Below are 22,056 nucleotides of genomic sequence, written 5' to 3'. Positions count from 1 at the left end.
CGCGTTGTCCGATGAGTGTTGAAAGCCAGTCCTACGGCTACGCGCCGTCGGGTCCTCATGGGAAGCCGTCGTGGCGGTTGATCCCCAAGATCGATCGGGACCCAAGGCTCGTGGCGGGGGTCCAGGACATCGGTGGCCGCGTGCTGCTCTGCTGCGCGGTCGGACTGCTCGTGGTTTTGTTTCGGCAGATAGGTATCGATTTTTCAGCGGCGGGATTCGCGCTGGTGTGCGCCTATGCCGGCCGGTACCGGCGCGTCCTGATCCTGCTCGCAACCTTGCTGCTGCTCTATCGCAGCGGCTTCCTGATCGACCGAGGTTTTCTCGAACGGCTGGCGATCGACGAAGGCGTTGGCGACCGGCTCCATCAGCCGCTGCTGGAAGCGGTCATGGTGGCCGTCGTGTTTGCGCTGTTCGCGGGGTTGCTGATCATGCAGGGCGCAGGGACGGTGGTCTTCCGCCGCCCGACGCTCAGCCTGTTGCTGGCGTTCCTGGCACTCGTCGCGCTGACACAGGCCACGATGATGGCCGGCCTGCCGCGCGTTCTGCTGTGGTCATTTCTGATGACGTTCCAGCCCTATTTGTGGTTTCTTGCCTATGGTCTGGCCGATGCGGGCAGGAAGCGATCTCCCGTGTGGCGGCATCTGAGCGTTTTCCACCCCTTCTGGGGATCGTCGCTGACGCCGTTCGGGAAGGGGCTGTCGTATCTCGACCGCTTCGAGGCCAAGACACCCGAGGAGCTTGCGGTGACGCAGCTCAAGGGCGTCAAGCTTGCGGTCTGGATCCTTGTGCTCGCCATCATCAGGATCTGTCTCGTCGAGCTCGTCCACGGGCGTTTGCAGCTTCCAATGTTCGACGACAACCTGCCGCAATATCTCACGGGCCATCCCTGGTCGCGTTTCGTCGGATGGGCGAGCCTCGTCAGCTTCTTCGTCGAGGACCTGCTGAGCATGACCGTGTTCGGCGGCGTCATCATCGCCACGGCGCGGCTTGCCGGCTTTCGCCTGCTGCGCAACACCTACCGGCCTCTGGAGTCAACGACGCTCGCGGAATTCTGGAACCGCTACTACTTCTACTACAAGGAACTGCTCGTCGATCATTTCTTCTACCCCACCTTTGTTCGCTGCCTCCGCGGCCATCGCCGGCTTCGCATGTTCTTCGCCACCTTTGCCGCGGCCTGTGTCGGCAACCTGCTGTTTCACTTCATTCGCGATATTCATTTCGTCGGCGAAATGGGCCTTTGGCGGGCCGTGGTCGGTCAGCAATCGCACGCGTTCTACACGTTTGTCCTGGCCGTCAGCGTCGGGCTCTCGCAGATGCGCCGCGCCCCACGGCTCGCGCCGCGAGGATGGGTGCGTGGCCACTTGCTGCCTTGCCTGTGGGTGTCGAGCTTCTTTTGTCTCATTCACGTCTTCGATGCGCCGCTCGACCGCGAGCATTCGCTCGGGCAACGCGCCGAATTCCTGTTCTATCTCCTGGGAGTCTCGACATGACCACGAAAGCCGGCCCTGAAGTCAGATCGCAGATGCGACGCTACATCGTGCAGCGGCTGCTGATGAAGGGCGACAGCGCGCCGCTAGGTGACGACGATCTGCTGTTCACCAGCGGCCGCCTCGATTCGCTCGACGCGGTCGAGCTGATCATGAGCATTGAGACCGACCACGGGATCAACTTCTCCGACATCGGCTTCGATTTGACGCGCCTGGACTCGATTTCGGCGATTGCTGCTTTGGTGGGACAGCCGTCGGCCGAGCTTGCATAGCAACCGATGTGTCGCCACGCGCTCAACCCGAAAGCGCGGCCCGGCGATGCATGTTGGGCCGCGTCCGCGGATGCGAAGGCTACTGCACGTCCATCTGCAGCCCTTCCTTCTGGATGATGCCGGCGAACTTCTTCGTCTCGGCGTCCACGAAGGCGGCAAACTGGTCGGGCGTGCCGTAGTCGGCGCGGGCGCCCATGGCGACGATGTTCTTCTTGATGTCGTCGCGCTCGAGCATCGCCTTTACTTGAAGGTTGAGCGCTTCGACAACGGCAGGCTGCACACCTTTCGGCAGGAACACCGAGAACCACGACGAGACGTCGAAGGCCGCAAGCTCCGGCGCGCTCTCGCGCATGGTCGGCAGGTTCGGCGCCAGGTCGCTGCGCTCGGTCGTGGTGACGCAGAGGCCGGTGAGGGTGCCGTTCTGCACCTGCGGCAGGCTCGGATAGAGATTGTCGAACAGGATCTGGATGTCGCCGGCGAGCGCCGCCTGGAGCGCGGGACCGGCGCCGCGGAACGGGATGTGCGTCATCTTCAGGCCGGTGAGCTGCAGGAACCAGGCGCCGGTGAGATGAGGGCTCTGGCCGACGCCGGAGGAGGCGTAGCTGAGCTTGTCCGGATTGGCCTTGAGATAGGCGACCAGCTCGGCGATCGACTTGATGCCGGTCTTGGGATGCGCCGAGACGATGTTCGGGATCCGGATCATGTTGGAGACCGGCTGGAGCTGGTCCGGCTTGTAAGTGAGGTTCTTGAAGATGCTGTAGGCGATCGCGTTCGGGCCGGGATTGCCGATCAGGATGGTGTGGCCGTCCGGCTTGGCGCGGACCACCTCGGCCGTGCCGATCGTCCCGCCGCCGCCGGAGCGGTTTTCCACCACGGCCGATTGGCCCCAGGCGGTCTGCAGATGCGCCGCCAGAAGCCGACCCATCACGTCGGTCGAACCGCCGGCGGCAGCCGGCACGACGAGGCGGACGTTTTCGGTGGGCTTCCAGTCCGCCAGGCTCGATCGCGGCAGGATTGCTGCGGCCGAGATGGCGGCAGCACCGGTGAGCACGCGACGGCGGGACAGCAATTGATTGGGCACGAATCCACTCCCTGGGTCTTGTTTTGCGGGGAGCGTATGGAACCGGACGCGCAACGGCAAGCCGCACGAGGCCGCAGGCTGAAGGCTCAGTTAAAGCTGAGCAGTTTGAAGATCGGCGTAAGGTAGCTCATCTCCTGGCCCGACGTCGGCGTGGTGCGGCTGACGAAGTCGAAGATCTTGCCGTCCTGCAGGCCGTAATTCGCAAGCCGGCGCACGCGCCGGTTCTTGTCGAAATAGACCGCGATGACGCGCTGATCGACCACCTTCTGGTTCATGAAGGCGACCATGCGCTCGGAGCGCTGCGAGATGTAATAGAACACCTCGCCGTCGAGGGTTGCGACGGTGGAGGGGGTGCCCATCACGATCAGCACCTGATCCTGGCTCGCGCCGATCGGGATCTGCTCCAGCGCGTTGGGCGGCAGGATGTAACCCTTCTGGAACTGCTCGCCGGTGCAGCCCGCAAGCGCAGCGCCCACCAGGGCCGCGGCCGCGAACAGGCGCAAGCCGCGCCAACGTGCTTGAAGGCCGCGCCGCTTGTCTGCACGTAGGCTGGTCTGGTTCGTTATCGTCATAGCGGAACTGATTCCGTCCCCTTGCGTCGCGCGAGGCGCTGAAGTACCGGGCGGGGGCTCTGAATGCAACACGCGCGCGCCCGCTTGCGGAAACCACAATGCTTTGGCCGTTCAATCACTTCAGGAAACCCCGCCTAGCCTCGCCGGGCACCATTGAAGCCATCTATGGCATGATCGTGACGCAGGCGCGAGAACCCATATTTTACCGAGACTTGGGCGTGCCGGATAGCGTTAACGGGCGTTTCGATCTGTTGCTGCTGCACCTCTGGCTGCTGCTGCGCCGTCTGCGCACGGTTCAGGGCGCCACCGAGCTGTCGCAGGCGCTGTTCGACCGCTTCTGCGAGGACATGGACGACAATCTGCGCGAGATGGGGATAGGCGACCAGACCGTGCCGAAGCGGATGCGGGCCTTCGGCGAGGCATTTTACGGCCGGGTCCAGGCCTACGATCAGGCCATGGAAAGCGGCGGCGAGGCGCTGGCATCGGCGATCTGCAAGAATATCTTGAATGGGGCCGGCATGGACCAGGCGCAGCGGCTCGCGGCCTATGCCAGGGCTGCCGAGGCCGAGCTCGGCCGGACCGGCGAGGCCGCACTGCTGGGTGCGTCCTTCAAGTTTCCTCCAGCGCTTCCTGAGGATGTCACGCCATGACCCGACCGATACCAGCATCCGGGCCCGATCCCTGGCGGGTGCCCGTCATCGTTGCCCAGATCCCGGATACCGGCCTGCATCGCAAGCTCGAGGCCTCGGCCGCCGAGCGGCAGGCCATGGCCGAGACGGCAGGCTTGCGCGAGGTTGTCTCGGTCCAGGCCGACTTCGATGTCGTGCCGAAAAGCGGCAACCGGATCCAGGTTACGGGCCACGTTCGTGCTCGGATCGGCCAGACCTGTGTGGTCACGCTTGACCCGATGGAGAGCGAGATCGACGAGGAGGTGGACCTGATATTTGCCCCCGAGGCCGAGGTCCGCCGCCTGGCCGACCTGATGGAGGAGGGGCAGGACGATCAGGAGCAGGTCGCCGACCCCCCGGAGGCGATCGTCAATGGCATCATCGACCTCGGCCGGCTCGCCACCGACGCCCTGTTTCTGGCGGTCGATCCCTATCCGCGGAAACCGGGGGTGGTGTTTGAGCCCGAAATCATCGCCCCCGATCCGGAGGACCATCCCTTTGCGGTCCTGAAGGCACTCCAGGACAAGAAGAAAGACCAATAGGTGCCGTCTCCCCCAGAGGACCGCTTTGCTACGGGGCGCGAGGTGTTTGCGATCGTGGTTTGAAAGGTCGAATTATCTGTTTGATTTTGATGTGTTTCTTGTGAATTAGTCCGTCCGCAGCCCGATGCTCCCGGATGCAAAAGGCTGGGGGCAAGAGGTTGTTTCGGGATAACAAAACGCTATTGTCGCGCCCCGGTCCGGGTGCGGCGTGGCGCTTGACCGACCGCCATGTTCGTGGCGGACCCATTTGCGGCCCCGCTCGTTCAAGACCGCACCAGACCAGGTTTCCAGGACTTTTATGCCAAGCAAGGTTCGCATCGCGCTTGACGCCATGGGGGGCGACGCCGGCGCAGCCGTGGTCATCCCAGGCGCCGCCATCTCGCTTGATAGGCATCGCGAGATCGAATTCCTGCTGATCGGGGACCGCGCCAAGATCGAGCCCGAGCTCGACCGCCACCCCGCCCTGAAGGCCGCCTCGAAGATCATTCACACCGATGTCGCGGTCAGCGGCGAGGAAAAGCCGAGCCAGGCGCTGCGGCGCGGCCGCCGGACCTCCTCCATGTGGCTTGCCATCGATGCGGTGAAAAAGGGCGAGGCGGATGTTGCGGTCTCCGCCGGGAACACCGGCGCTTTGATGGCGATGTCGCGCTTCCACCTGCGCACGCTGCCGGGCGTCGACCGTCCGGCCATCGCCGGCATGTGGCCGACCAGGCGCGGCGATTCCGTGGTCCTCGACCTCGGCGCCAGCATCGGCGGCGATACCCACCATCTGGTGTCGCTCGCCATCATGGGCGCAGCGATGGCCAGCGTGTTGTTCAACAAGAAGCGTCCCACGGTCGGCCTGCTCAATATCGGGGTGGAGGAGATCAAAGGGCACGAGGAGATCCGCGAGGCCGGCGAAATCCTGCGCGCCAGGAACCTGCCCGAGCTCGACTATCTCGGCTTCGTCGAGGGCGACGGCATCGGCAAGGGGGTGGCGGACGTCATCGTCACCGAGGGCTACAGCGGCAACATCGCGCTGAAGGCCGCGGAGGGAACCGCGCGGCAGATGGCGGAATTGCTCCGGGACGAGATGAAGCGCAGCTGGCTGTCAAAGCTCGGCTATCTCTTTGCGCGGAACGCCTTCCAGGCCCTGCGAAACAAGATGGATCCGAACAAATCCAACGGCGGCGTGTTGCTGGGATTGAACGGGATCGTGGTCAAGAGCCATGGCGGAATCGCCGCCGAAGGCTTTGCCTATGCGATTGATGTTGGCTATGAGATGGTCAAATTCGATCTCCTCAACAAGATCAATCAGATGCTCAACCGCGAAGGTGGTGCACTCAATTCCGTGCAGGCCGCGCAGGAGGCTGTTTCGTGACTCAAATTCGTTCGGTCGTGCTGGGCTGCGGCTCTTATTTGCCGGAGCAGGTGGTGACCAACGCCCAATTGGCGGCGCGCATCGACACGTCCGACGAGTGGATCGTGCAGCGCACCGGCATTCGCGAGCGGCATATCGCGGCCGAGGGCGAGTTCACCTCGCATCTGGCGCTGAAGGCGGCGCAGGCCGCGCTCGCCGATGCCGGCTTGGACGCGCAGTCGATCGACCTGATCGTGCTCGCGACTTCGACCCCTGACAACACTTTCCCCGCCAGCGCGGTCGCCGTGCAGCACGGGCTCGGCATCAACCATGGCGCCGCCTTCGACCTTCAGGCGGTGTGCTCGGGCTTCGTGTTCGGGCTCGCCACGGCCGATAATTTCCTGCGCACGGGCGCCTTCAAGCGCGCGCTGGTGATCGGAGCGGAAACCTTCTCGCGCATCCTCGACTGGACCGATCGCGGTACCTGCGTGCTGTTCGGCGACGGCGCCGGCGCGGTAGTGCTGGAGGCGCAGGAGCAGCCGGGCAATGCCGCCACCGACCGCGGGATCGTGACGACGCATCTGCGCTCCGACGGTCGCCACAAGGCCAAGCTGTTCGTCGACGGCGGCCCGTCCTCGACCCAGACTGTCGGCCATCTGCGCATGGAGGGCCGCGAGGTCTTCAAGCACGCGGTGGGCATGATCACCGACGTGATCGTCGACGCCTTCGAGGCGACCGGGCTCAATGCCGACAGCATCGACTGGTTCGTGCCGCACCAGGCCAACAAGCGAATCATCGACGCGTCCGCGCATAAGCTTCATATCGCGCCGGAGAAGGTGGTGCTGACGGTGGACCTTCACGGCAACACCTCGGCGGCTTCGATCCCGCTGGCGCTGTCGGTGGCGCGCAAGGACGGCCGTATCAAGCGTGGCGACCTGGTTCTGCTCGAAGCCATGGGCGGCGGCTTCACCTGGGGCTCCGCGCTGGTGCGCTGGTAAGCCACAGTCGGTAAAATTTTGCCCGAATCAGCGCGGATTATCGATGCGCCTGCATTGATGAGCGCTGTTGACCGCTGTATCGTAAGCTCATAATTTCAGACAACAATTGTTCGCCGTGATGTGGGGCAGGGCGATGACCGATCAAAGTAAAACCGTAACGCGTGTCGATCTGTGCGAAGCCGTCTACCAGAAGGTAGGGCTGTCGCGCACGGAATCGTCTGCCTTCGTGGAACTCGTGCTGAAGGAGATCACCGATTGCCTTGAGAAAGGCGAGACGGTGAAGCTGTCCTCGTTCGGCTCCTTCATGGTCCGCAAGAAGGGTCAGCGCATCGGTCGCAACCCCAAGACCGGCACCGAGGTGCCGATCTCGCCGCGCCGCGTCATGGTGTTCAAGCCGTCGGCGATCCTGAAGCAGCGGATCAACGCCCAGCACCGCACTAATGGCGACGCCAGCAAGGCGCAACCCGAGGCGTAATCCGCCTTCCGGATAAGGATTTGGCATTTGGACAAGGCGCCGGATGCGTTCCGAACCATCAGCGAAGTAGCGCAGGAACTCGACATTCCGCAGCACGTGCTGCGGTTCTGGGAGACGCGTTTCTCCCAGATCAAGCCGATGAAGCGCAGCGGCGGCCGCCGCTATTACCGCCCTGACGACGTCGATCTGCTCAAGGGCATCCGCCGTCTGCTCTACGGGGAGGGCTACACCATCCGCGGCGTGCAGCGGATCCTGAAAGAACACGGCATCAAATCGGTGCAGGGCCTAGCCGACGGTGCGGCCGCGGTCTCGTTCGGCGCCATCGAAGACGCCGTCGGCGCGAGCCTGATGGAGCCCGAGGAGGAGACCGGCGTCCGCGGCGCCCGCGACAGCGACGATGACGACTACCAGGGCGAGGAGGAGGAGGGCATCGACTTCCGCTTCTCCGAGACGGACGACGAGGAAATCCTCACCACCTTCCGCAAGGGCGGCACCCCCGCCGCGCCCGCCGGCCCCAGCGCCATCGACCGCGAGCGCCTCGGACGGGTGCTCGCCGAGCTCATCGCCTGCCGCGAGATGCTGGATCAGGCACTGAAGGACGCCTGAGGCCGGATCTCCCCGGCTTTGGGGCAGTTCCGGTGCGTTTCGGCAGGGGCAGCAAAATGGTGTCACCTCGCCTTGCGCAAACCGGCGATCCTAGCTAATGGAACGACGTTCGGAGCGTGGCGCAGCCCGGTTAGCGCACTAGTCTGGGAGACTAGGGGTCGGAGGTTCAAATCCTCTCGCTCCGACCATTTTTCAAATCATCTGTCGGGCGGATTGACGGCGGCGTGCAGCCTGCTCCCGCCGCGATGCGCGTGCACCGATCTGGAGCGCGTGGCCGCTTCGGCCTCCGGCAAACCAAAATGCCGAAAACAACCCCATGCACAGTAGCGAAGTCATTGGCGCGATACCGTTTTTCCGAAGCGATTTGACGCGTCGGGCAAAACAGGTGCATAGTGTTATGGTGCCGGCTTGCGGTCGGAAGGATCTAGGCGGAAAGGCTCTGACCGACGAGACCGGGGAGGAGCTTGCGGGGCTTTCAGCAGCCAAGAGGAGACCGCCAGGCTGACCAGCGGGCTGCGAGGCGAGGGTCCTGCAGGCGAGATCTGGCAGGTTCATCCTTGGCAGATCACCGTGAGAGACAGCCCCTCGCTTCGTCGGTAGACCGGCGCAACTCTGAATTCTACCGCGCAATGAAAGGGACTAACCGTTGGCCGATCAAAGAGCCATTCGGGCGGCTGCTTTGATCCGATTCAGAACTTGTCCGCGTGCGCATCTCCAGATGCCTTCTCGTGTATTCAGGTCACCACCTCAGCCTTGTGCTCGTCGTCGATGGAGCGGACATCTCCCGTCTCGATTAAAGTACGTGTCGCATCCACCGAAGCGTAGGTCCACAGGATCTTCATGCCCTCACTCAGCGAGACGTTGCGGAAGCGGTGCGGAATGTTGGCCGGAATGAACGTAACATCGCCAGCCTCGATAGGGTACTCGACCCCGTCGATCTCCGCGACCGCGGTTCCCTCGAGCAGCAGGACGCTCTCCTCGCAGTTGTGCTTGTGCATAGGGATCGCTGCGCCCGGTTCGAAGATCGTGATACCGTTAATGAAGCTACTCGAGCCGGTACGGCGAGTGACGAGCGGGATCGTCTTGGCGCCGCCGCCGCGCTGCCGTGCGGGGATTTCAGAGGGTCGCAGGACGGCGGGCTTTGCAGACGTCATTGTCATCATGTGTCCTTTAAAGGAGGGAGATTGCTTCAAGCCTTGGCGGGGCCGATCCAGAGAGTCTTGATGTTGGTAAATTCTTTGATGCCGTAGACACCGAGTTCGCGGCCGTACCCTGACTTCTTGATGCCGCCGAAAGGCAGTCGGGCATTAGACGCGACCATGCCATTGATGAAGACGGCACCTGCGTCGATGCTGCGAGCAAGCCTGCGGGCGCGTTCGAGATCGCCGGACCACAACGCGGCGCCGAGGCCGAATTCGGTTTGGTTCGCGACTGCGACCGCTTGTTGCGCGTCTTTGACCCGAGTGATTGCGGCAACCGGGCCGAAGGTCTCCTCGCAGAAGGCAACCATCTCGGTGCCGACATGGTCGATGACTGTCGGCTTATAGGTAAAGCCAGGCCCTTCGACGGGCCGACCGCCGAGCTTGAGAAAGGCTCCGGCGGCGAGCGTCCGCTCAACCTGCCCATGCAATTCGTCTCGCAAGTTCGCCCGTGCCATCGGCCCGATCTGGGTGTCGCGGGCCATCGGGTCACCGATCTTGAGCCTCTTCGCCCCGTCGACGAAAGCAGCCACGAACCTGTCCGCGATGGCTTCTTCCACGATAAAGCGCTTGGCGTTGACGCAGCTCTGGCCGACATTGATGAACCGAGCCTTTACCCCGACGGTCGCGGCAGTCTCGACATCGGCATCGGCAAGCACGATGAACGGGTCCGAGCCGCCGAGCTCGAGGACCTGCTTTTTCAGCACCTGGCCGGCTTGGCTTGCGACGATGGAGCCGACCTGCGTCGAACCGGTGAGGGTCACCGCGGCAATTCGGTTATCCGCGATGAGGCTTGCGACCGCGGTCGCCTCGACCAGCAGTGCGCGAACCAAACCTTCCGGCGCGCCAGCTTTCCGAATGACGTCCTCGATGGCAAGCGCGCATTGCGGCACATTGTTGGCGTGCTTGAGAATGGCGCCGTTTCCGGCCGCCAAAGCCGGCGCGGCGAACCGGAAGAACTGCCAAAACGGGTAGTTCCAGGGCATGATCGCGAGCACGACGCCGAGCGGGTCAAAGACGACGGCGCTCTCGCTGGCATTCGAGGCGACCGGTTCGTCAGCCAGGAAGCGCGGCGCATGTTCCGCATAGTATTCGCACGTGACCGCGCACTTCTCGATCTCGGCCTCGGACTCGACGATGGGCTTCCCCATCTCGTGCGTGATCAGTTCAGCGAAGCCCACCTTGCCGGCTCGCAACACGCGAGCAGATCTGCGCAGGATTTCGACGCGTTCTTCGATAGGGACCCTGCGCCACCGGCGCTGCGCTGTCGCAGCGGCGGTCAACGCTCCATCGACCTGTTGCGGGGTGTGGGCTGCAAAGCGGGCAAGCTCCGTGCCGTCATATGGATTGCGTGAGACGATAGGCATCCGACGTCCTGGAAATGCTTGAGGGATCAGGCTGCGGCGTTGTTCGCCAGTACATTGGTCAGGCTTGCGATCACCGCGTCTGTGAACGCTCGTGTATCTAGTCCACCGCCGACGTCGCGGGTGCGGGTCGCTGGATTATCGAGAACCTGATCGACAGCTCGTTCGATGAGTTGCGCGGCTGAGAGTATCCGCGCGTTTCCGTCACGTTGGCCCCGCCACTGCAACAGCATCGCCGCGGACAGGATAAGCGAGGTCGGATTGGCGATACCTTGGCCCCCAATGTCGGGAGCGGAGCCATGCTGGGCTTGGGCAACGCAGATGCTGTCGCCAAGATTGATCGACCCTCCGAGTCCCAGGCTGCCGGACAGTTCGGACGCCTCATCGGACAGGATGTCGCCGAACATGTTGGTGGTGACGATGACGTCGAAGCGATCCGGTGTCCGGATCAGGAGCGCCGCGGTTGCATCGACGATGAGCTCCTCGAGCTCGACATCGGGGAAGTCGGTCGCAACGCGACGAACTTCGCGGAGGAACAGCCCGTCCGACATCTTGACCACATTGGCCTTGTGCACGGCAGTTACCTTCTTGCGGCGACCGCGTGCCAGCGCGAATGCCGTTCGGGCGACGCGCGCCGAGGCCTTGGCTGTGATCTTCCGGACCGACAACGCCATATCGGGATCGGGCATGAATTCGCCGGAGCCCGCGAACATGTTCCTATCGGAGTAGAAGCCTTCTGTGTTCTCACGGACGAGGATCAGGTCCATAGGTTTGCGCAGGACACTGAGACCTTTCCGCGAGCGGCACGGACGAATATTCGAATACAAGTCGAACTTCACTCGCAATTCGCCGGACTGGTTGATGCCGCCTTTGTCACGCGCCGGATAGTCGTAATGGGACACGGGGCCGAGAATGACGCCATCGGCTTGCGGTATCCTCGCCATCACGTGGTCCGGCAAAGTCGTCCCCTGCTCCTTGAGCGCGACGAGACCGATCTGATGCGTTTCGAACTCAAGGCCGAGCGAAAGAGCCTGGTCGGCGACATCAAGCACGCGCAGGGTCGCTTCGGTGATTTCGGGTCCGATTCCGTCGCCTGGGAGAACGATGATCTTCATGAATTTCCTGTCTTGACTTGAGGGCTAGCGGTTGAAATAGGCCATTGCGAGGAGCGCAACGGTGACGGTGATGCCGCCGCCGATGCGCGTCGCGATCTGCGCGAACGGCATCAGCCGCATGCGGTTGCCGGCGGACAGAATGGCGATATCGCCGGCGCCGCCCATGCCGCTATGGGTTCCTGTGACGATCGCGCTTTCGATCGGGTAGAGGTTCACCAAACGCGAGGTAAGAAAGCCCGTGAGCACCATCGACGAGACGGTCGCCACGATCGTGATGAGATTGGCGGGCGCGAAGCCCGCGACCAGCTTGTCCCATGGAGTCAGCACCACGCCGAAAGCGAACAGCATGGGGTAGGCGACTGCAGTTAGGCAGAGCTTGTAGGCGGCATAGGAGCCGGCCTGGATGCGCGGTGTGACCCCATGAGCAAGCTTCAGGACAACGGCCATGAACAGCATCACAACCGGCGCGGGGAACCGCAGCAAATGGAAGGCGAGCACGCCGCAGAGATACAGCGTGACGGCAACCATCGCGGCAGCGGCGAGGTTCTGCATGCTTCCGTCGGTCTTGGTCGCCTCTACTTGGTCGGCAAGATCGGCATCACGGACCGGCTGCAGTTGTCCGTCGCCCGTCAAGCTGGGCCGCATCTTGCCGAGATGGTTGAGCGCTCCCGCCAGAATGATCGCGGTGAGATTGCCAACCAAAATCGGCGGCAGCACGCGCGCGAGGACCTCGCCCTGGGCGGTACCGGTGATCCCAGCATACCCGATCGAAAGAGGTATCGCCCCCTCGCCAACGCCGCCGCCCATGATGGGGACGACGATGAAGAAGAAGCTGTCGAAGGCTCCCAATCCAAGAAGGCTGCCGATGCCCGTGCCGACGGCTGCTGCGACGGCGCTGCCCGTGGCGAGGGGCACGAAGATCTTCGCAAAGCCCTTGATCAAGATCGTGCGATCCATGCTCAGGATGCTGCCGACGATCACGACGGCAATGAACAGGCTGAGCACATTGGTGGATCTGAAGAAGTCGCCGACGACCTTGATCGCAGCAGCCGGAATCCACCCCTTGTAGGCAAGATAGGATGGGACAAAGGTCACCAGCACTGCGCCGCCGCCGATATGACGAATGAGGGGAAGGCGGTTTCCGATTCCACCTAAGGTGAAGGCAAAGGCGGCCATGATTCCGATCACCATCGCGATCTCGCCACCGAGGTGGCCGGTCGCGTTGAAGGTGACGAGCAATCCGACGAGGAGGACGTAGACGGGCACCGGGATGATGCCGATATCGGTATCCATCCAGGAGCGCCAGAACCGGCCGAAAGCCGTGGGTGCGCGATCCGGCTTCGTTTCATCCCCTGCAAGTGCCATCGCTTGGTCAGCCATCCGTCTCGCTCCTCAGAAGCCGTAGAGGCGGGTGGGATTGTCGACGAGAATTTTTCGCAGCACGGTCGCCTCGTCGGTCCATGACGCCAGTAGCGAGAGCAGGTGGGCATCGTCGACTTGCCGGAAAGGTTCGATCTCTCCCGACTTGCGCTCGCGTCGCTCCGCGCCACCCCCAGTGTGCGGCCAGTCCGAAGCCCATAGGAGGCGGTCCGGATTTGCCGCGATCAGAGCGCGTGCAAGGAGAGCGACGTCGTCATAGTCGGGAGCGCGCCGCGAGGCTCGATAGGCGGCGGACAGCTTGACCCACACTTTCCCGGTGTCGAGTAAGCGCAGCAACGCGGCGAACTCCGGCTGTTCGGGACCACGCGCCGCTTCGGCCCCGGCGAAATGATCGAGAATGACCGGAACGGGCGAGGCCGCAATGGTGTGGGAAAGGGACTCCATCAACGGCAGATCGACATAAATTTGGACAGCCAACCCGACGGCCTTAACGCGGGACATGGCGCTTGAAACGGCAGCAATCGCGGCGGTAGCGCGGTCCTCACCCTTGACGTTGAGGTTCACTCTCACACCAACGACGCCGCTTTGTTTGAGGGTGCGCAGATCGGGATCCGTGGTGCGAGCCGGATCGATAACGGCGATGCCGCGGGCGACGTCATGGCCGAGCACACGCAGTGCATTCAGCATGCAGCGATTGTCATCGCCATAGACGCTGGGTTGCACCAGAATCACACGGTCAATTCCGAGATTTCGTCTGAAGCTCTGAAGCTGCTCTACGGAAGCTGTTCGGGGCGTGTAGGCCCGCGGCTCCGCGTAAGGAAAATGGTCGGGCTCGAAAAGGTGGACGTGGCAGTCGGTCGAGCCCGACGGTGGAAACGGGAGCTTTGGAGATGCACCGGTGGCCCGTGCCCGGGTCGTTATTGCCGAGCTCGCGGTGGACATCGCGAGTGCCGCAGCGACCTCGCCGAGCAGGTCTCTCCGGCTCCGCAACCGGTCGTCTTGCACTATCATGAGCGCCTCCCTGGACCCCTTCTTTCGAGGGATGGGCGGCTCGTACCCGGTTTTGTGGTACTTTGCAATAGCAAAATACCAATCGGGCGAGATCCGAGTTCGCGTTTCCGGTGCGGAAACGAGCGTTGCTGTTTAAATGCCCTCGTGGTGCTTGGCTCCGCGTTGCCGCTTTCGCTAAGGAAACGCCGACGCTCTATGGAATGGACCGAGATGCAGCCGACTCCGCTCATCAACGAGCTCGCAAAGCAGATTGCGGAGCATCTGCGCGCCGAGAATCCTTCCGCTGGGACTCGACTTGTCGAGCGCAAGCTTGCGGCGCAATTCCGCGTCTCGCGCTCCCCGATCCGCTCGGCGCTTCGCCTTCTGCACGCGCAGGGGGTACTCGGTGTTGCTGGAAGCGGTGGCTTCATCACCGTCGATGTTCGCAAGGCCCGTTGGCCTGACCACGCTGGTGCGGTCCCGAGAGATGAGGATTTGTATCTGCGCATGGCGCAGGACCGCCTTGAAGGTCTGCTGCCGGAACGTGTTACCGAGAACGAGCTGCAACGGCGCTACGAGCTAACGCGCGGTGAACTCGCCCGCTTGCTACGCCGCATTCTCAGCGAGGGCTGGATCGAACGGTTGCCTGGACACGGCTGGACCTTCCTTCCGATGCTCACCTCGATTGAGGCCTACAAGGACAGCTATCGATTCAGATTGGTCATCGAGCCGGCGGCCATTCTGGAGCCAGGGTTTGTGCTCGACAGGGCCTCATTGGAGGCGTGTCGCGACCAGCAGCAGCGGCTCGTAGACGGGGAGATATGGTCTGTGTCCAGCCCGGCGCTGTTCGACATGAACAGCAAGCTGCATGAGACGATCATTGATTGCAGCCGGAACTCGTTTTTCATTGACAGTCTCAAGCGCGTTGACCGGCTCCGCCGGCTGATGGAATACAGACAGTCTCTCGACCGCCGCTACGCCGCCGTTCGTTGTCGCGAGCATATCGCGCTGATCGATCTTCTGCTCGAGCAACGCCGCCAAGATGCGTCCGAATTCATGAGACGGCATCTCTCCTCGGTGAGCGTCGAGAAGATTGTGCTGAGAAGCGGAACGAACACTCAACGTACATCCTCGGCTGACGATTGACTCTTTGTCCTAACGTGAAAGTGCGCCAGAATGTTTCGCCCAGCTGACCTCCTGACGACCACCAAGGGCTTCCAACCGCAGTGCCTCGCCATTGCTTCGAGCATCTATGCGATCTGCGATCGATTCACGCTTGCAAGTAAACAGCTATAGGGCAGCTGGCTTCGGTCCGTTGCGCCTCAAGGGCTTTGGCGGCCTTCCGAACCGTGGCGCAGCCCGGCTCGCGACGGAACTGCCTGATAATGTCCGCACAGTTGTGATTGCAGCGCCAAGCCTACCTCAAATACCCCACCACCATCCGCGTCGTCTCGTCCACCAGCGTCCGCACCATCTTCTCTGAGAGTAGCTCCGCCTGATTCAGCACGGCGTTGTGTGCGACGGCCTCGATCGTGCTGACGCAAATGAACGTGGCTAGCCCCGGATCGATCTTGCGCATCTCCTTGCGGCGGCTTTCGAGATAGGCGCGGACGAGGGTGTGGACTTCGCGGTTGAAGACTTCGACGTCGGCGAGCTGCCCGGTGCGGGGAATCTGCTCGGCGAGCACGCGGTGCAGTTTTGGGTCGATACGGTGAGCTTCGAGTGCGACCGTGACGAGGCGACGCACGGCCTTTTCGATCGGCATCTCGGCGACCTCAGTCAGCGCGGCGCGCACGACCTGCATGATCTCCTCGTTGTGACGGTCGATCACGGCGGCGACGAGCGCCTCCTTGCCCGGAAAATACTGGTAGAGCGAGCCGACGCTGACGCCGGCGACTTCGGCGATGCGGTTGGTGCTGGCCTTCTCAAAGCCTTCCTTGGCCAGAATGCGAGCGGTTGCCTCGACTAGGGCGTCGACGGTGACGCGGGATCGCTCCTGCGAGGCGTTCTTCCGCGGCTTTGTGGGTGGTTTACGGGCCACGGCCTTGTGATCTGAATGCGAGTAGGAAAAGCGAGTGAATGCTCGCAATATAGCGGCAAATGGCGGCGGGCCGGCAAGCCTCTTTGTCGCCCTGTCGAAAGTGCCAGATGGGGATGTGGCCATGAGCGTTGCAAGATGAGCGTTGCAAGACTTGTGTCGGCCTTGCAGTTCTGTCCGGGCGGTTGCGTCTTCAGTGCGCCGTCCCGGCGCGAACCCGCACCAAGCCTGCAAAGCCGCGCCTTCAACATGCTGCTGAGGCAGCTTCCGTACAAGGAGCAGCTCGCGTCCGCCGAGGCGGTGCAGGCGCACGTGCAGAAGCTCGCGCTGGAGCCGGCCTCGTTTGAGCCGACGGGGCTCGGGCGCGGCGTCGAGGCGACGTTGACCAAGATGGGAGGGTGGCCGGTCTATTACACGGCGCCGTCATCGGGCCATGAGGGCTGCAACTACGTCATGTTCCTGCATGGCGGCGGCTACATCAACGAGATCGTGCCGGCGCATTGGCGCTTCGTTGGCCAGATGACTCGCAAGGCGGGCATCGTCTGCGTGGTGCCGATCTATCCGCTTGCGCCGCGCGCGACCGCGAAGGACGTCGTGCCGGCGACAGCCGAGCTGTTGCGGATGCTGCTGGAGGATGCGGGTCCCGCAAAGGTCACGGTGGTCGGCAATTCGGCCGGGGCGGGCCTTGCGCTCGCCGCCTGCCAGTGGCTGCGTGATCGCAGGCATCGGCAGCCGAACCGGCTCGTGCTGATCTCTCCCGCGGCGGATGCGTCGGTCAGCCGTCCGGAGCAGGTCGAGATCGCCGCGCGCGATCCGATCCAGGACATTCCCGGGATTCTCGAAGCAGGGCGGCTCTATGCCGGCGAGCTCGATATCGACCATCCCTTCGTCAGCCCGCTCAACGGCGGGTTTCGCGCGTTCGCGCCGATGCTCATCTTCTCCGGGACGCGCGATCTGCTCTATCCCGACAGTGTCGGTCTCGCGGAGAGGGCAAGGGCGGTCAACGTGCCGGCGGAGCTGCATCTCTTGCGCGACCAGCCGCACAATTATGCGCTGATGCCGACACCGGAGGGGCGCAAAGCGCGTGCGATGATTCTTCGTGCAGTGGCTTGAGGGGAAGCGTGACGGTTGTCACAGGACGCGGCGGCACCACGATGGGGGCTGGCGCTAACGGTGCCCATGCGGAGCGACAAGGCAGGGCCCCCGGGCGTTTCCTCGATAGACGTAGTTTTGCGGGGCCTTAGGCGTGGCCCTTGATCTCGTAGCGACCCGGAACGCATTTGTAGCGATCGAGCCGCCAGTTGGCGTGGTAGATCGGATGCTCGCCCATCCACTTCGCCAGGGGGGCCTGTGCGCCGATCGCGCACTGCATCATCGACATCTCGGGCGTCATGTTGCTGTCGGTCACGATTTCCTCGATGCAACTGCCTGAGCTGGCTGCACTCAGCCGGCAGAGCACGGCAACGACGGTCACGAACATTCCAGTCACCTCATCGGTAGTTTCTGACCACGAAGAGGATGCAAGCGGAGTGCCAGAGCCTGTGACGCAAACAACACGCTGGCCTGGCCGACTCGACCCAGCGCCTGGACTCCCTTTAGCGATTCGGATTGTAAAAAAATTCCCCTTAAACCGAAGCCGGACAAATACGGGGAACCGGCGGGGGTGAGGCGCAGGGATGATCGATTGTGGGGGCAGTGCCGCGCCGGTGGCGCTTCACAGGCCGCGCGCAGCCAGTAGGCTCGGAAGGACCGTGACCACCCCCAAAAGAGCGGGGCCGCCACAAGGGATATGGAAACGCGAGGGCACACCATGAAGACACGACCGACCGGCGTGATTCCGCCGATGACGACGCCGTTCCGCAAGGATGGCGAGATCGACTACACTCTTGTGGCGCCACAGGTCGACTGGATGATCGGCGCCGGCGCGCATGGCGTCGCGGCGGGCGGCTCGACCGGCGAGGGGCACACGCTCGATCACGAAGAATATCGCGACCTGATGGAGGCGACCGTTGCGGCGGTGAAGGGACGCATTCCCGTGATCGCGGGCATCATCGTCGATTCCACGCGCGATGCGATCCGCCGCGGCAAGCTGGTGCGCGACATGAATGTCGCGGCACTCCAGGTCACGCCGGTGCACTATCTGTTCAAGCCGGACGACGAGGCGATGGTGGCGCATTTCCGCGCCATGGCTGACGAGACCGGCATGCCCATCATCATCTACAATGTGGTGCCGTGGTCCTATCTTTCGCCGGCGCTGCTGACGCGGATCATGACCGAGGTGCCGCTGGTGGTCGGCGTCAAGCAGAGCGCGGGGGACCTGAAACTGTTCGCGGACCTCATGATGATGGCTCCCGACAAGCTGATCTACAGCGCGGTCGATGCCCTGATGTATCCGTCCTACACATTGGGGGCCCATGGCTCGATCGCCGCGATCCTGACCGCGGCGCCGCATGCCTCCGTCGCGCTGTGGGATGCGGTGAAGGCGGGCGACCATCCGCGCGCGCTCGACCTGCACAAGAAGTTGCTGACGCTGTGGAACGCCGTCATTGCCGACAATCTACCGGCCTGCACGCGCTATGCGCAGACGCTGCAGGGCCTGCCCAGGACTTATCCGCGCGCGCCGATGCCGGAGGCATCAAGCGCGCAGCAGGCGGCGATCCGCAAGGCGCTGGACGGGCTCGGCGCGTTGAACGGGCGGCGCGTCGAGGCGGCCGAATAGTCCACGCCCCGAAATAACTGATGACCATGGCAGCGCCGATCCGCTTTTACCTGCGGATGCGGCGCTGCTACATTTTGCGCGCGCTCAGATGCGCGCGGCGCGAGCTGTGAAGAAACATACCGACAAGGGAGGGGCCGAAAGTCCCATGAAGGATTTTGCAGGAAAGATCGCCGTCATCACCGGCGGCGGCACGGGAATGGGACGCGAGCTCGCGCGGCAGCTCGTCGCCGAGGGCTGCAATGTCGCGATGTGCGACGTCTCGGAAGCCGCGATGGCCGAGACCAAGCGGCTGTGCGAGGTCGAGAAGCTGCCGCAGGGCCTGCGCGTCACGACCCACGTCGCCGACGTCTCGATCGAGGATCATCTCAAGCGATTCCGCGACGAGCTCGCCGAGCAGCAGAAGACCGACCGGATCCACCTTCTGTTCAACAACGCCGGCATCGGCGGCGGCGGCAGCCTGTTCACCAACACGCGCGAGCAGTGGGAGCGCACCTTCAACATCTGCTGGGGCGGGGTCTATCTCGGCGTCCGCACCTTCCTGCCGATGCTGGTCGCAGCCGACGAGGCCCACATCGTCAACACCGCGAGCGTCAACGGCTTCTGGGCCTCGATCGGCATGACCCAGTCCCACACCGCCTACAGCTCGGCGAAGTTCGCCGTGAAGGGATTTACCGAAGCGCTGATCAATGACCTCCGCCTGCACGCGCCGCACGTCAAATGCTCGGTGGTGATGCCCGGCCATATCGGCACCTCGATCGTCTCCAACTCGCGCAAGGTGCAGAGCGCCGACGGCTCGGAGCGGCTCAATGCCGACGAGGTTGCGCTGACCCGCAAGCGCATGGTCGCGGCCGGCGTGCCGGATGCCGACAAGATGTCGGACGAGGACATCCAGGCGGCGTTCGCTGAGCGCGCCCGCAGCTTCCTCGAGGATGCGCCGACGACGGCGGCGCAGGCCGCCAGGATCATCCTCGACGGGGTCAAGGCGGAGCAATGGCGCATTCTCGTGGGCGAGGACGCAAAGCGCCTCGACCAGCGCGTGCGCGCCACGCCGGAGCAGGCCTACGACCGCGCGTTCTACGAAAGTTTTACGCAGGAGGTCGGCTGGCGGCTCGGCTGAGGCGGCCGCCGAGCGAGCGCGGATATAGGTATGATGAGCATCATGGCAAGAGGCGCGCAGGCAATTTCGCGTGCCACCTCTTGCCAGTTCTCTTGCCAGTTCGCCGCCATTCTTCCTGCCAGTGTTCAGTCACTCATGACGAATTGGAATGTCACGCATGCGAGACGTCCCTGCGTTCAAGCGATGGTGATCTCGAACGGCTCTCATTCGGCGCACCGCAGCTTGGTCAGGGAACCAAAATAGTTTAGTCAGTCATCTGTAAGGCGATGACCAGAGCGTAGCTCCCGATGATACCCGCATGCCTCTCCGACGACTGGATCCTTTGCCCGGAGCGAGAGGACATCTCCGCTGAGTTCACGCGGCTCCTCACCGCGGCCCAGGAGGGCGGCGCCACGATCGCGGAATGCCTGATGATCGCGCGGCGGCTGAAGCGGGGCGAAGACCAGTCCTGGCATCGTGAGTGGAAGAATCTGGCGCAAGCCAATCGACTTCGTGCCGAGGCCGCGTTCGCGGAAGGTCACAGGGCGACTGCGCAGCGCAACTGGCTCCGCGCCATGAATTACTACAGTGCGGCCGCAATGCCGCTCGATCAGGCGGACGAGCGCCGCTGGGTCGCGGTCCTCGCGATGCAGGATTGCGCCCGCCGCTTCCTCGCCGCGCGCGAGCCTGCCGGCGAAGTCATGACGATCCCCTGGCTCGACGGCCATTCGTTGCAGGGCTATTTCCTGCCCGCGCCATCGGGACGTCTGCGAGCCCCGACCGTGATCTGCATCGGCGAGCCCGGCCACCGCAAGGAAGAGTTTCTGTTCAAGCTCGCGCCGCATGCGCGCGAGCGCGGCTTCTCGCTGCTGGCGCTGGACCTGTTCGGCGACCAGCGCGACGATCATCTCGACGCGCTGTTGCGGCGCCGGGATCTCGAGAGTGCGATTCCGTGCGTCATGGACTATCTGGAGACGCGCAACGAGGTCGATTTCGAGCGCGTCGCGATCGTCGCCGATGGCTGGGGTTCTTCCTTCGTGGCGCGCGCGGTGCTGCAGGAGCCGCGGCTTGCCGCCGCCGTCTGCGACGGCGGCCTGTGGGACCTGCACGAGCGGGCCTTCTTTGCCAGCCGATTCGCGATGAGCGACGTCAGCATCGTTCCGGTGCCGCACGCTCCGCTGATGGCCGCCAGCGCCGATTGTCCGGTGCTGATCACGCTCGGTGAGGACGGCTGGCTCAAGGCCGATCGGGCGCGTCAGATCGTCCAGACGTCCCGGCTCGGCAGTTCGGATGTCATGTTGAAGGTGTTCACCGCGGCCGAAACCGGCGCGGCGCAGGCCCATGCGGACAATCCGAGCCTCGCCAACGAATACATCTTCGACTGGCTGGAATCGCGGCTCGGCGCCGCGGGGCGCATCTAGAGCGTCTGCGTCAGAAGTCGAGGGTCAGGCGGACGCAGGCCTTTTCGAGACGGGTCTTCAGCATCGCGAGCTTGGTGGTGAATTCGGTGAGTTCTTTCTCGTCGAACTCCTGGAAGACGAATTCCCTGATCGTCTTGTACTGCTCGTTGAGGCTCGCCAGGTGCTTCTGCGTCTTCTCGGTCAGGGACAGCCGCACCACCCTTGCGTCGGTCGGCGAGGGGCGACGGCGCAACAGGGCCTTCTTCTCGAGCAGCTTGGACTGGGTGGTGACGAACGACGGATCGACGTGGAGGAGTTTCGAGACGACGTTGACCGGAATGCCGTCGTCCTTGTCGAGGTCGGAGATCGCCATCAGGATCAGCCATTGCGGGCCGCTGATGCCGAGCGTTCTCGCCCAGAACTGACGCAGCTCCTCCAGGTACATGTTGATCGACGATATCTCCCAGGTGAAGCGCCTGATGATATCCAGATTGCCGATGGAGCGGAGGCGCGCCCCTTCTTTCCTCGTCGCTGACACAGCGTCACTCCCGTGATCTGATTTGTATGCGGCCGGTGTCGTGCAAGCCATAGTCCACGCAAGCCTGCTCTGACGCAAGTGCAGAGCAGGGTAATTTTGTCACTAAAACTACAAAGATGATCAGCTCACGGAATCGCTTCGCAATGGTGTTGCGTGCGGGGCACAGGTTTAGCGAAA

23 protein-coding genes and 1 tRNA gene are annotated in these 22,056 nt (G+C 63.3%); 14 read left to right on the top strand and 10 right to left on the bottom strand.

From position 1 onward, the window contains the following. The first annotated feature begins 11 nt into the window (after positions 1-11). Both AC0L3A_RS20925 and AC0L3A_RS20920 read left to right on the top strand, forming a co-directional pair. Positions 12-1,490, top strand: coding sequence for a hypothetical protein (locus tag AC0L3A_RS20925; RefSeq protein ID WP_473255111.1), 1,479 nt, complete (start codon positions 12-14; stop codon positions 1,488-1,490). Beyond that, positions 1,487-1,759: an acyl carrier protein gene (locus AC0L3A_RS20920; RefSeq protein WP_007603436.1), complete on the top strand. Its 273-nt coding sequence runs from the start codon at positions 1,487-1,489 to the stop codon at positions 1,757-1,759. Before AC0L3A_RS20925 ends, AC0L3A_RS20920 begins: the two co-directional genes overlap by 4 nt. 79 nt (positions 1,760-1,838) lie before the next feature. Here the strand turns inward: AC0L3A_RS20920 and AC0L3A_RS20915 are convergent, their stop codons facing one another. Together AC0L3A_RS20915 and AC0L3A_RS20910 are read right to left on the bottom strand one after the other, a co-directional pair. After that, a complete protein-coding gene (locus tag AC0L3A_RS20915) occupies positions 1,839-2,840 on the bottom strand; it encodes a Bug family tripartite tricarboxylate transporter substrate binding protein (protein WP_219685262.1) in 1,002 nt (333 codons plus the stop codon). 86 nt (positions 2,841-2,926) lie between these two features. Beyond that, positions 2,927-3,412, bottom strand: a complete 486-nt coding sequence (locus AC0L3A_RS20910; RefSeq protein WP_007603438.1) for an outer membrane protein assembly factor BamE — start codon at positions 3,410-3,412, stop codon at positions 2,927-2,929. Positions 3,413-3,510: 98 nt separating this feature from the next. On the opposite strand from AC0L3A_RS20910, the gene AC0L3A_RS20905 reads away from it, so the two are divergent. The 7 genes from AC0L3A_RS20905 (at position 3,511) to AC0L3A_RS20875 (ending at position 8,228) form a co-directional block, all read left to right on the top strand. Next, a complete protein-coding gene (locus tag AC0L3A_RS20905) occupies positions 3,511-4,062 on the top strand; it encodes a ubiquinol-cytochrome C chaperone family protein (protein WP_007603440.1) in 552 nt (183 codons plus the stop codon). Continuing rightward, complete coding sequence (locus AC0L3A_RS20900; RefSeq protein WP_219685261.1) at positions 4,059-4,622, top strand: YceD family protein; 564 nt, start codon at positions 4,059-4,061, stop codon at positions 4,620-4,622. Before AC0L3A_RS20905 ends, AC0L3A_RS20900 begins: the two co-directional genes overlap by 4 nt. Positions 4,623-4,920: 298 nt before the next feature. Further along, entirely contained in the window at positions 4,921-5,982 is a 1,062-nt protein-coding gene (plsX, locus tag AC0L3A_RS20895; protein ID WP_354164003.1) for a phosphate acyltransferase PlsX, read from the top strand. Beyond that, complete coding sequence (locus AC0L3A_RS20890) at positions 5,979-6,959, top strand: beta-ketoacyl-ACP synthase III (protein WP_007603444.1); 981 nt, start codon at positions 5,979-5,981, stop codon at positions 6,957-6,959. Before plsX ends, AC0L3A_RS20890 begins: the two co-directional genes overlap by 4 nt. Positions 6,960-7,092: 133 nt before the next feature. After that, positions 7,093-7,434: an integration host factor subunit alpha gene (locus tag AC0L3A_RS20885; RefSeq protein ID WP_018456841.1), complete on the top strand. Its 342-nt coding sequence runs from the start codon at positions 7,093-7,095 to the stop codon at positions 7,432-7,434. A gap of 27 nt (positions 7,435-7,461) precedes the next feature. Next, positions 7,462-8,040: a MerR family transcriptional regulator gene (locus AC0L3A_RS20880; protein ID WP_007603446.1), complete on the top strand. Its 579-nt coding sequence runs from the start codon at positions 7,462-7,464 to the stop codon at positions 8,038-8,040. Between the two features lie 110 nt (positions 8,041-8,150). Beyond that, positions 8,151-8,228 (top strand) — tRNA-Pro (locus AC0L3A_RS20875). 546 nt (positions 8,229-8,774) lie between these two features. On the opposite strand, the gene AC0L3A_RS20870 is transcribed toward AC0L3A_RS20875, so the two are convergent. The 5 genes from AC0L3A_RS20870 to AC0L3A_RS20850 are packed head-to-tail and all read right to left on the bottom strand — an operon-like array spanning position 8,775 to position 14,040. Next, complete coding sequence (locus AC0L3A_RS20870) at positions 8,775-9,194, bottom strand: cupin domain-containing protein (RefSeq protein WP_473255110.1); 420 nt, start codon at positions 9,192-9,194, stop codon at positions 8,775-8,777. A 35-nt stretch (positions 9,195-9,229) separates the two neighbouring features. Continuing rightward, complete coding sequence (locus AC0L3A_RS20865) at positions 9,230-10,606, bottom strand: NAD-dependent succinate-semialdehyde dehydrogenase (RefSeq protein WP_473255109.1); 1,377 nt, start codon at positions 10,604-10,606, stop codon at positions 9,230-9,232. Positions 10,607-10,632: 26 nt separating this feature from the next. Further along, positions 10,633-11,718: an isocitrate/isopropylmalate dehydrogenase family protein gene (locus AC0L3A_RS20860; protein ID WP_473255108.1), complete on the bottom strand. Its 1,086-nt coding sequence runs from the start codon at positions 11,716-11,718 to the stop codon at positions 10,633-10,635. A gap of 24 nt (positions 11,719-11,742) precedes the next feature. Next, positions 11,743-13,098, bottom strand: coding sequence for a 2-hydroxycarboxylate transporter family protein (locus AC0L3A_RS20855; RefSeq protein WP_473255107.1), 1,356 nt, complete (start codon positions 13,096-13,098; stop codon positions 11,743-11,745). A 12-nt stretch (positions 13,099-13,110) separates the two neighbouring features. Then, positions 13,111-14,040, bottom strand: a complete 930-nt coding sequence (locus tag AC0L3A_RS20850) for an amidohydrolase family protein (RefSeq protein ID WP_473255120.1) — start codon at positions 14,038-14,040, stop codon at positions 13,111-13,113. Between the two features lie 264 nt (positions 14,041-14,304). On the opposite strand from AC0L3A_RS20850, the gene AC0L3A_RS20845 reads away from it, so the two are divergent. Continuing rightward, complete coding sequence (locus AC0L3A_RS20845) at positions 14,305-15,234, top strand: GntR family transcriptional regulator (RefSeq protein ID WP_354164018.1); 930 nt, start codon at positions 14,305-14,307, stop codon at positions 15,232-15,234. Between the two features lie 271 nt (positions 15,235-15,505). On the opposite strand, the gene AC0L3A_RS20840 is transcribed toward AC0L3A_RS20845, so the two are convergent. Next, on the bottom strand, positions 15,506-16,129 hold the full coding sequence (locus tag AC0L3A_RS20840) for a TetR/AcrR family transcriptional regulator (RefSeq protein WP_473255106.1): 624 nt from the start codon (positions 16,127-16,129) through the stop codon (positions 15,506-15,508). A 135-nt stretch (positions 16,130-16,264) separates the two neighbouring features. Here AC0L3A_RS20840 and AC0L3A_RS20835 point away from each other — a divergent pair, with 135 nt between their 5' ends. Then, entirely contained in the window at positions 16,265-17,239 is a 975-nt protein-coding gene (locus AC0L3A_RS20835) for an alpha/beta fold hydrolase (RefSeq protein WP_473255105.1), read from the top strand. Between the two features lie 127 nt (positions 17,240-17,366). On the opposite strand, the gene AC0L3A_RS20830 is transcribed toward AC0L3A_RS20835, so the two are convergent. Further along, positions 17,367-17,606: a hypothetical protein gene (locus tag AC0L3A_RS20830; RefSeq protein WP_007603449.1), complete on the bottom strand. Its 240-nt coding sequence runs from the start codon at positions 17,604-17,606 to the stop codon at positions 17,367-17,369. A gap of 330 nt (positions 17,607-17,936) precedes the next feature. Here AC0L3A_RS20830 and AC0L3A_RS20825 point away from each other — a divergent pair, with 330 nt between their 5' ends. From AC0L3A_RS20825 to AC0L3A_RS20815, 3 genes are all read left to right on the top strand, one after another. After that, positions 17,937-18,845, top strand: coding sequence for a dihydrodipicolinate synthase family protein (locus AC0L3A_RS20825; protein ID WP_473255104.1), 909 nt, complete (start codon positions 17,937-17,939; stop codon positions 18,843-18,845). A 145-nt stretch (positions 18,846-18,990) separates the two neighbouring features. Next, positions 18,991-19,962, top strand: coding sequence for an SDR family NAD(P)-dependent oxidoreductase (locus AC0L3A_RS20820; protein WP_473255103.1), 972 nt, complete (start codon positions 18,991-18,993; stop codon positions 19,960-19,962). Positions 19,963-20,249: 287 nt separating this feature from the next. After that, positions 20,250-21,362, top strand: a complete 1,113-nt coding sequence (locus AC0L3A_RS20815) for an alpha/beta hydrolase family protein (protein WP_473255102.1) — start codon at positions 20,250-20,252, stop codon at positions 21,360-21,362. Between the two features lie 10 nt (positions 21,363-21,372). Here the strand turns inward: AC0L3A_RS20815 and AC0L3A_RS20810 are convergent, their stop codons facing one another. Continuing rightward, positions 21,373-21,879 (bottom strand): MarR family winged helix-turn-helix transcriptional regulator, encoded by a 507-nt coding sequence (locus AC0L3A_RS20810; RefSeq protein ID WP_027518311.1) that lies wholly within the window; start codon positions 21,877-21,879, stop codon positions 21,373-21,375. Between the last annotated feature and the right edge of the window lie 177 nt (positions 21,880-22,056).

The organism is Bradyrhizobium sp. MI1.3 (genome assembly GCF_055811695.1).
The sequence above is the reverse complement of the archived record's forward strand: the minus strand, read 5'-3'. Positions and strand labels throughout refer to the sequence as shown.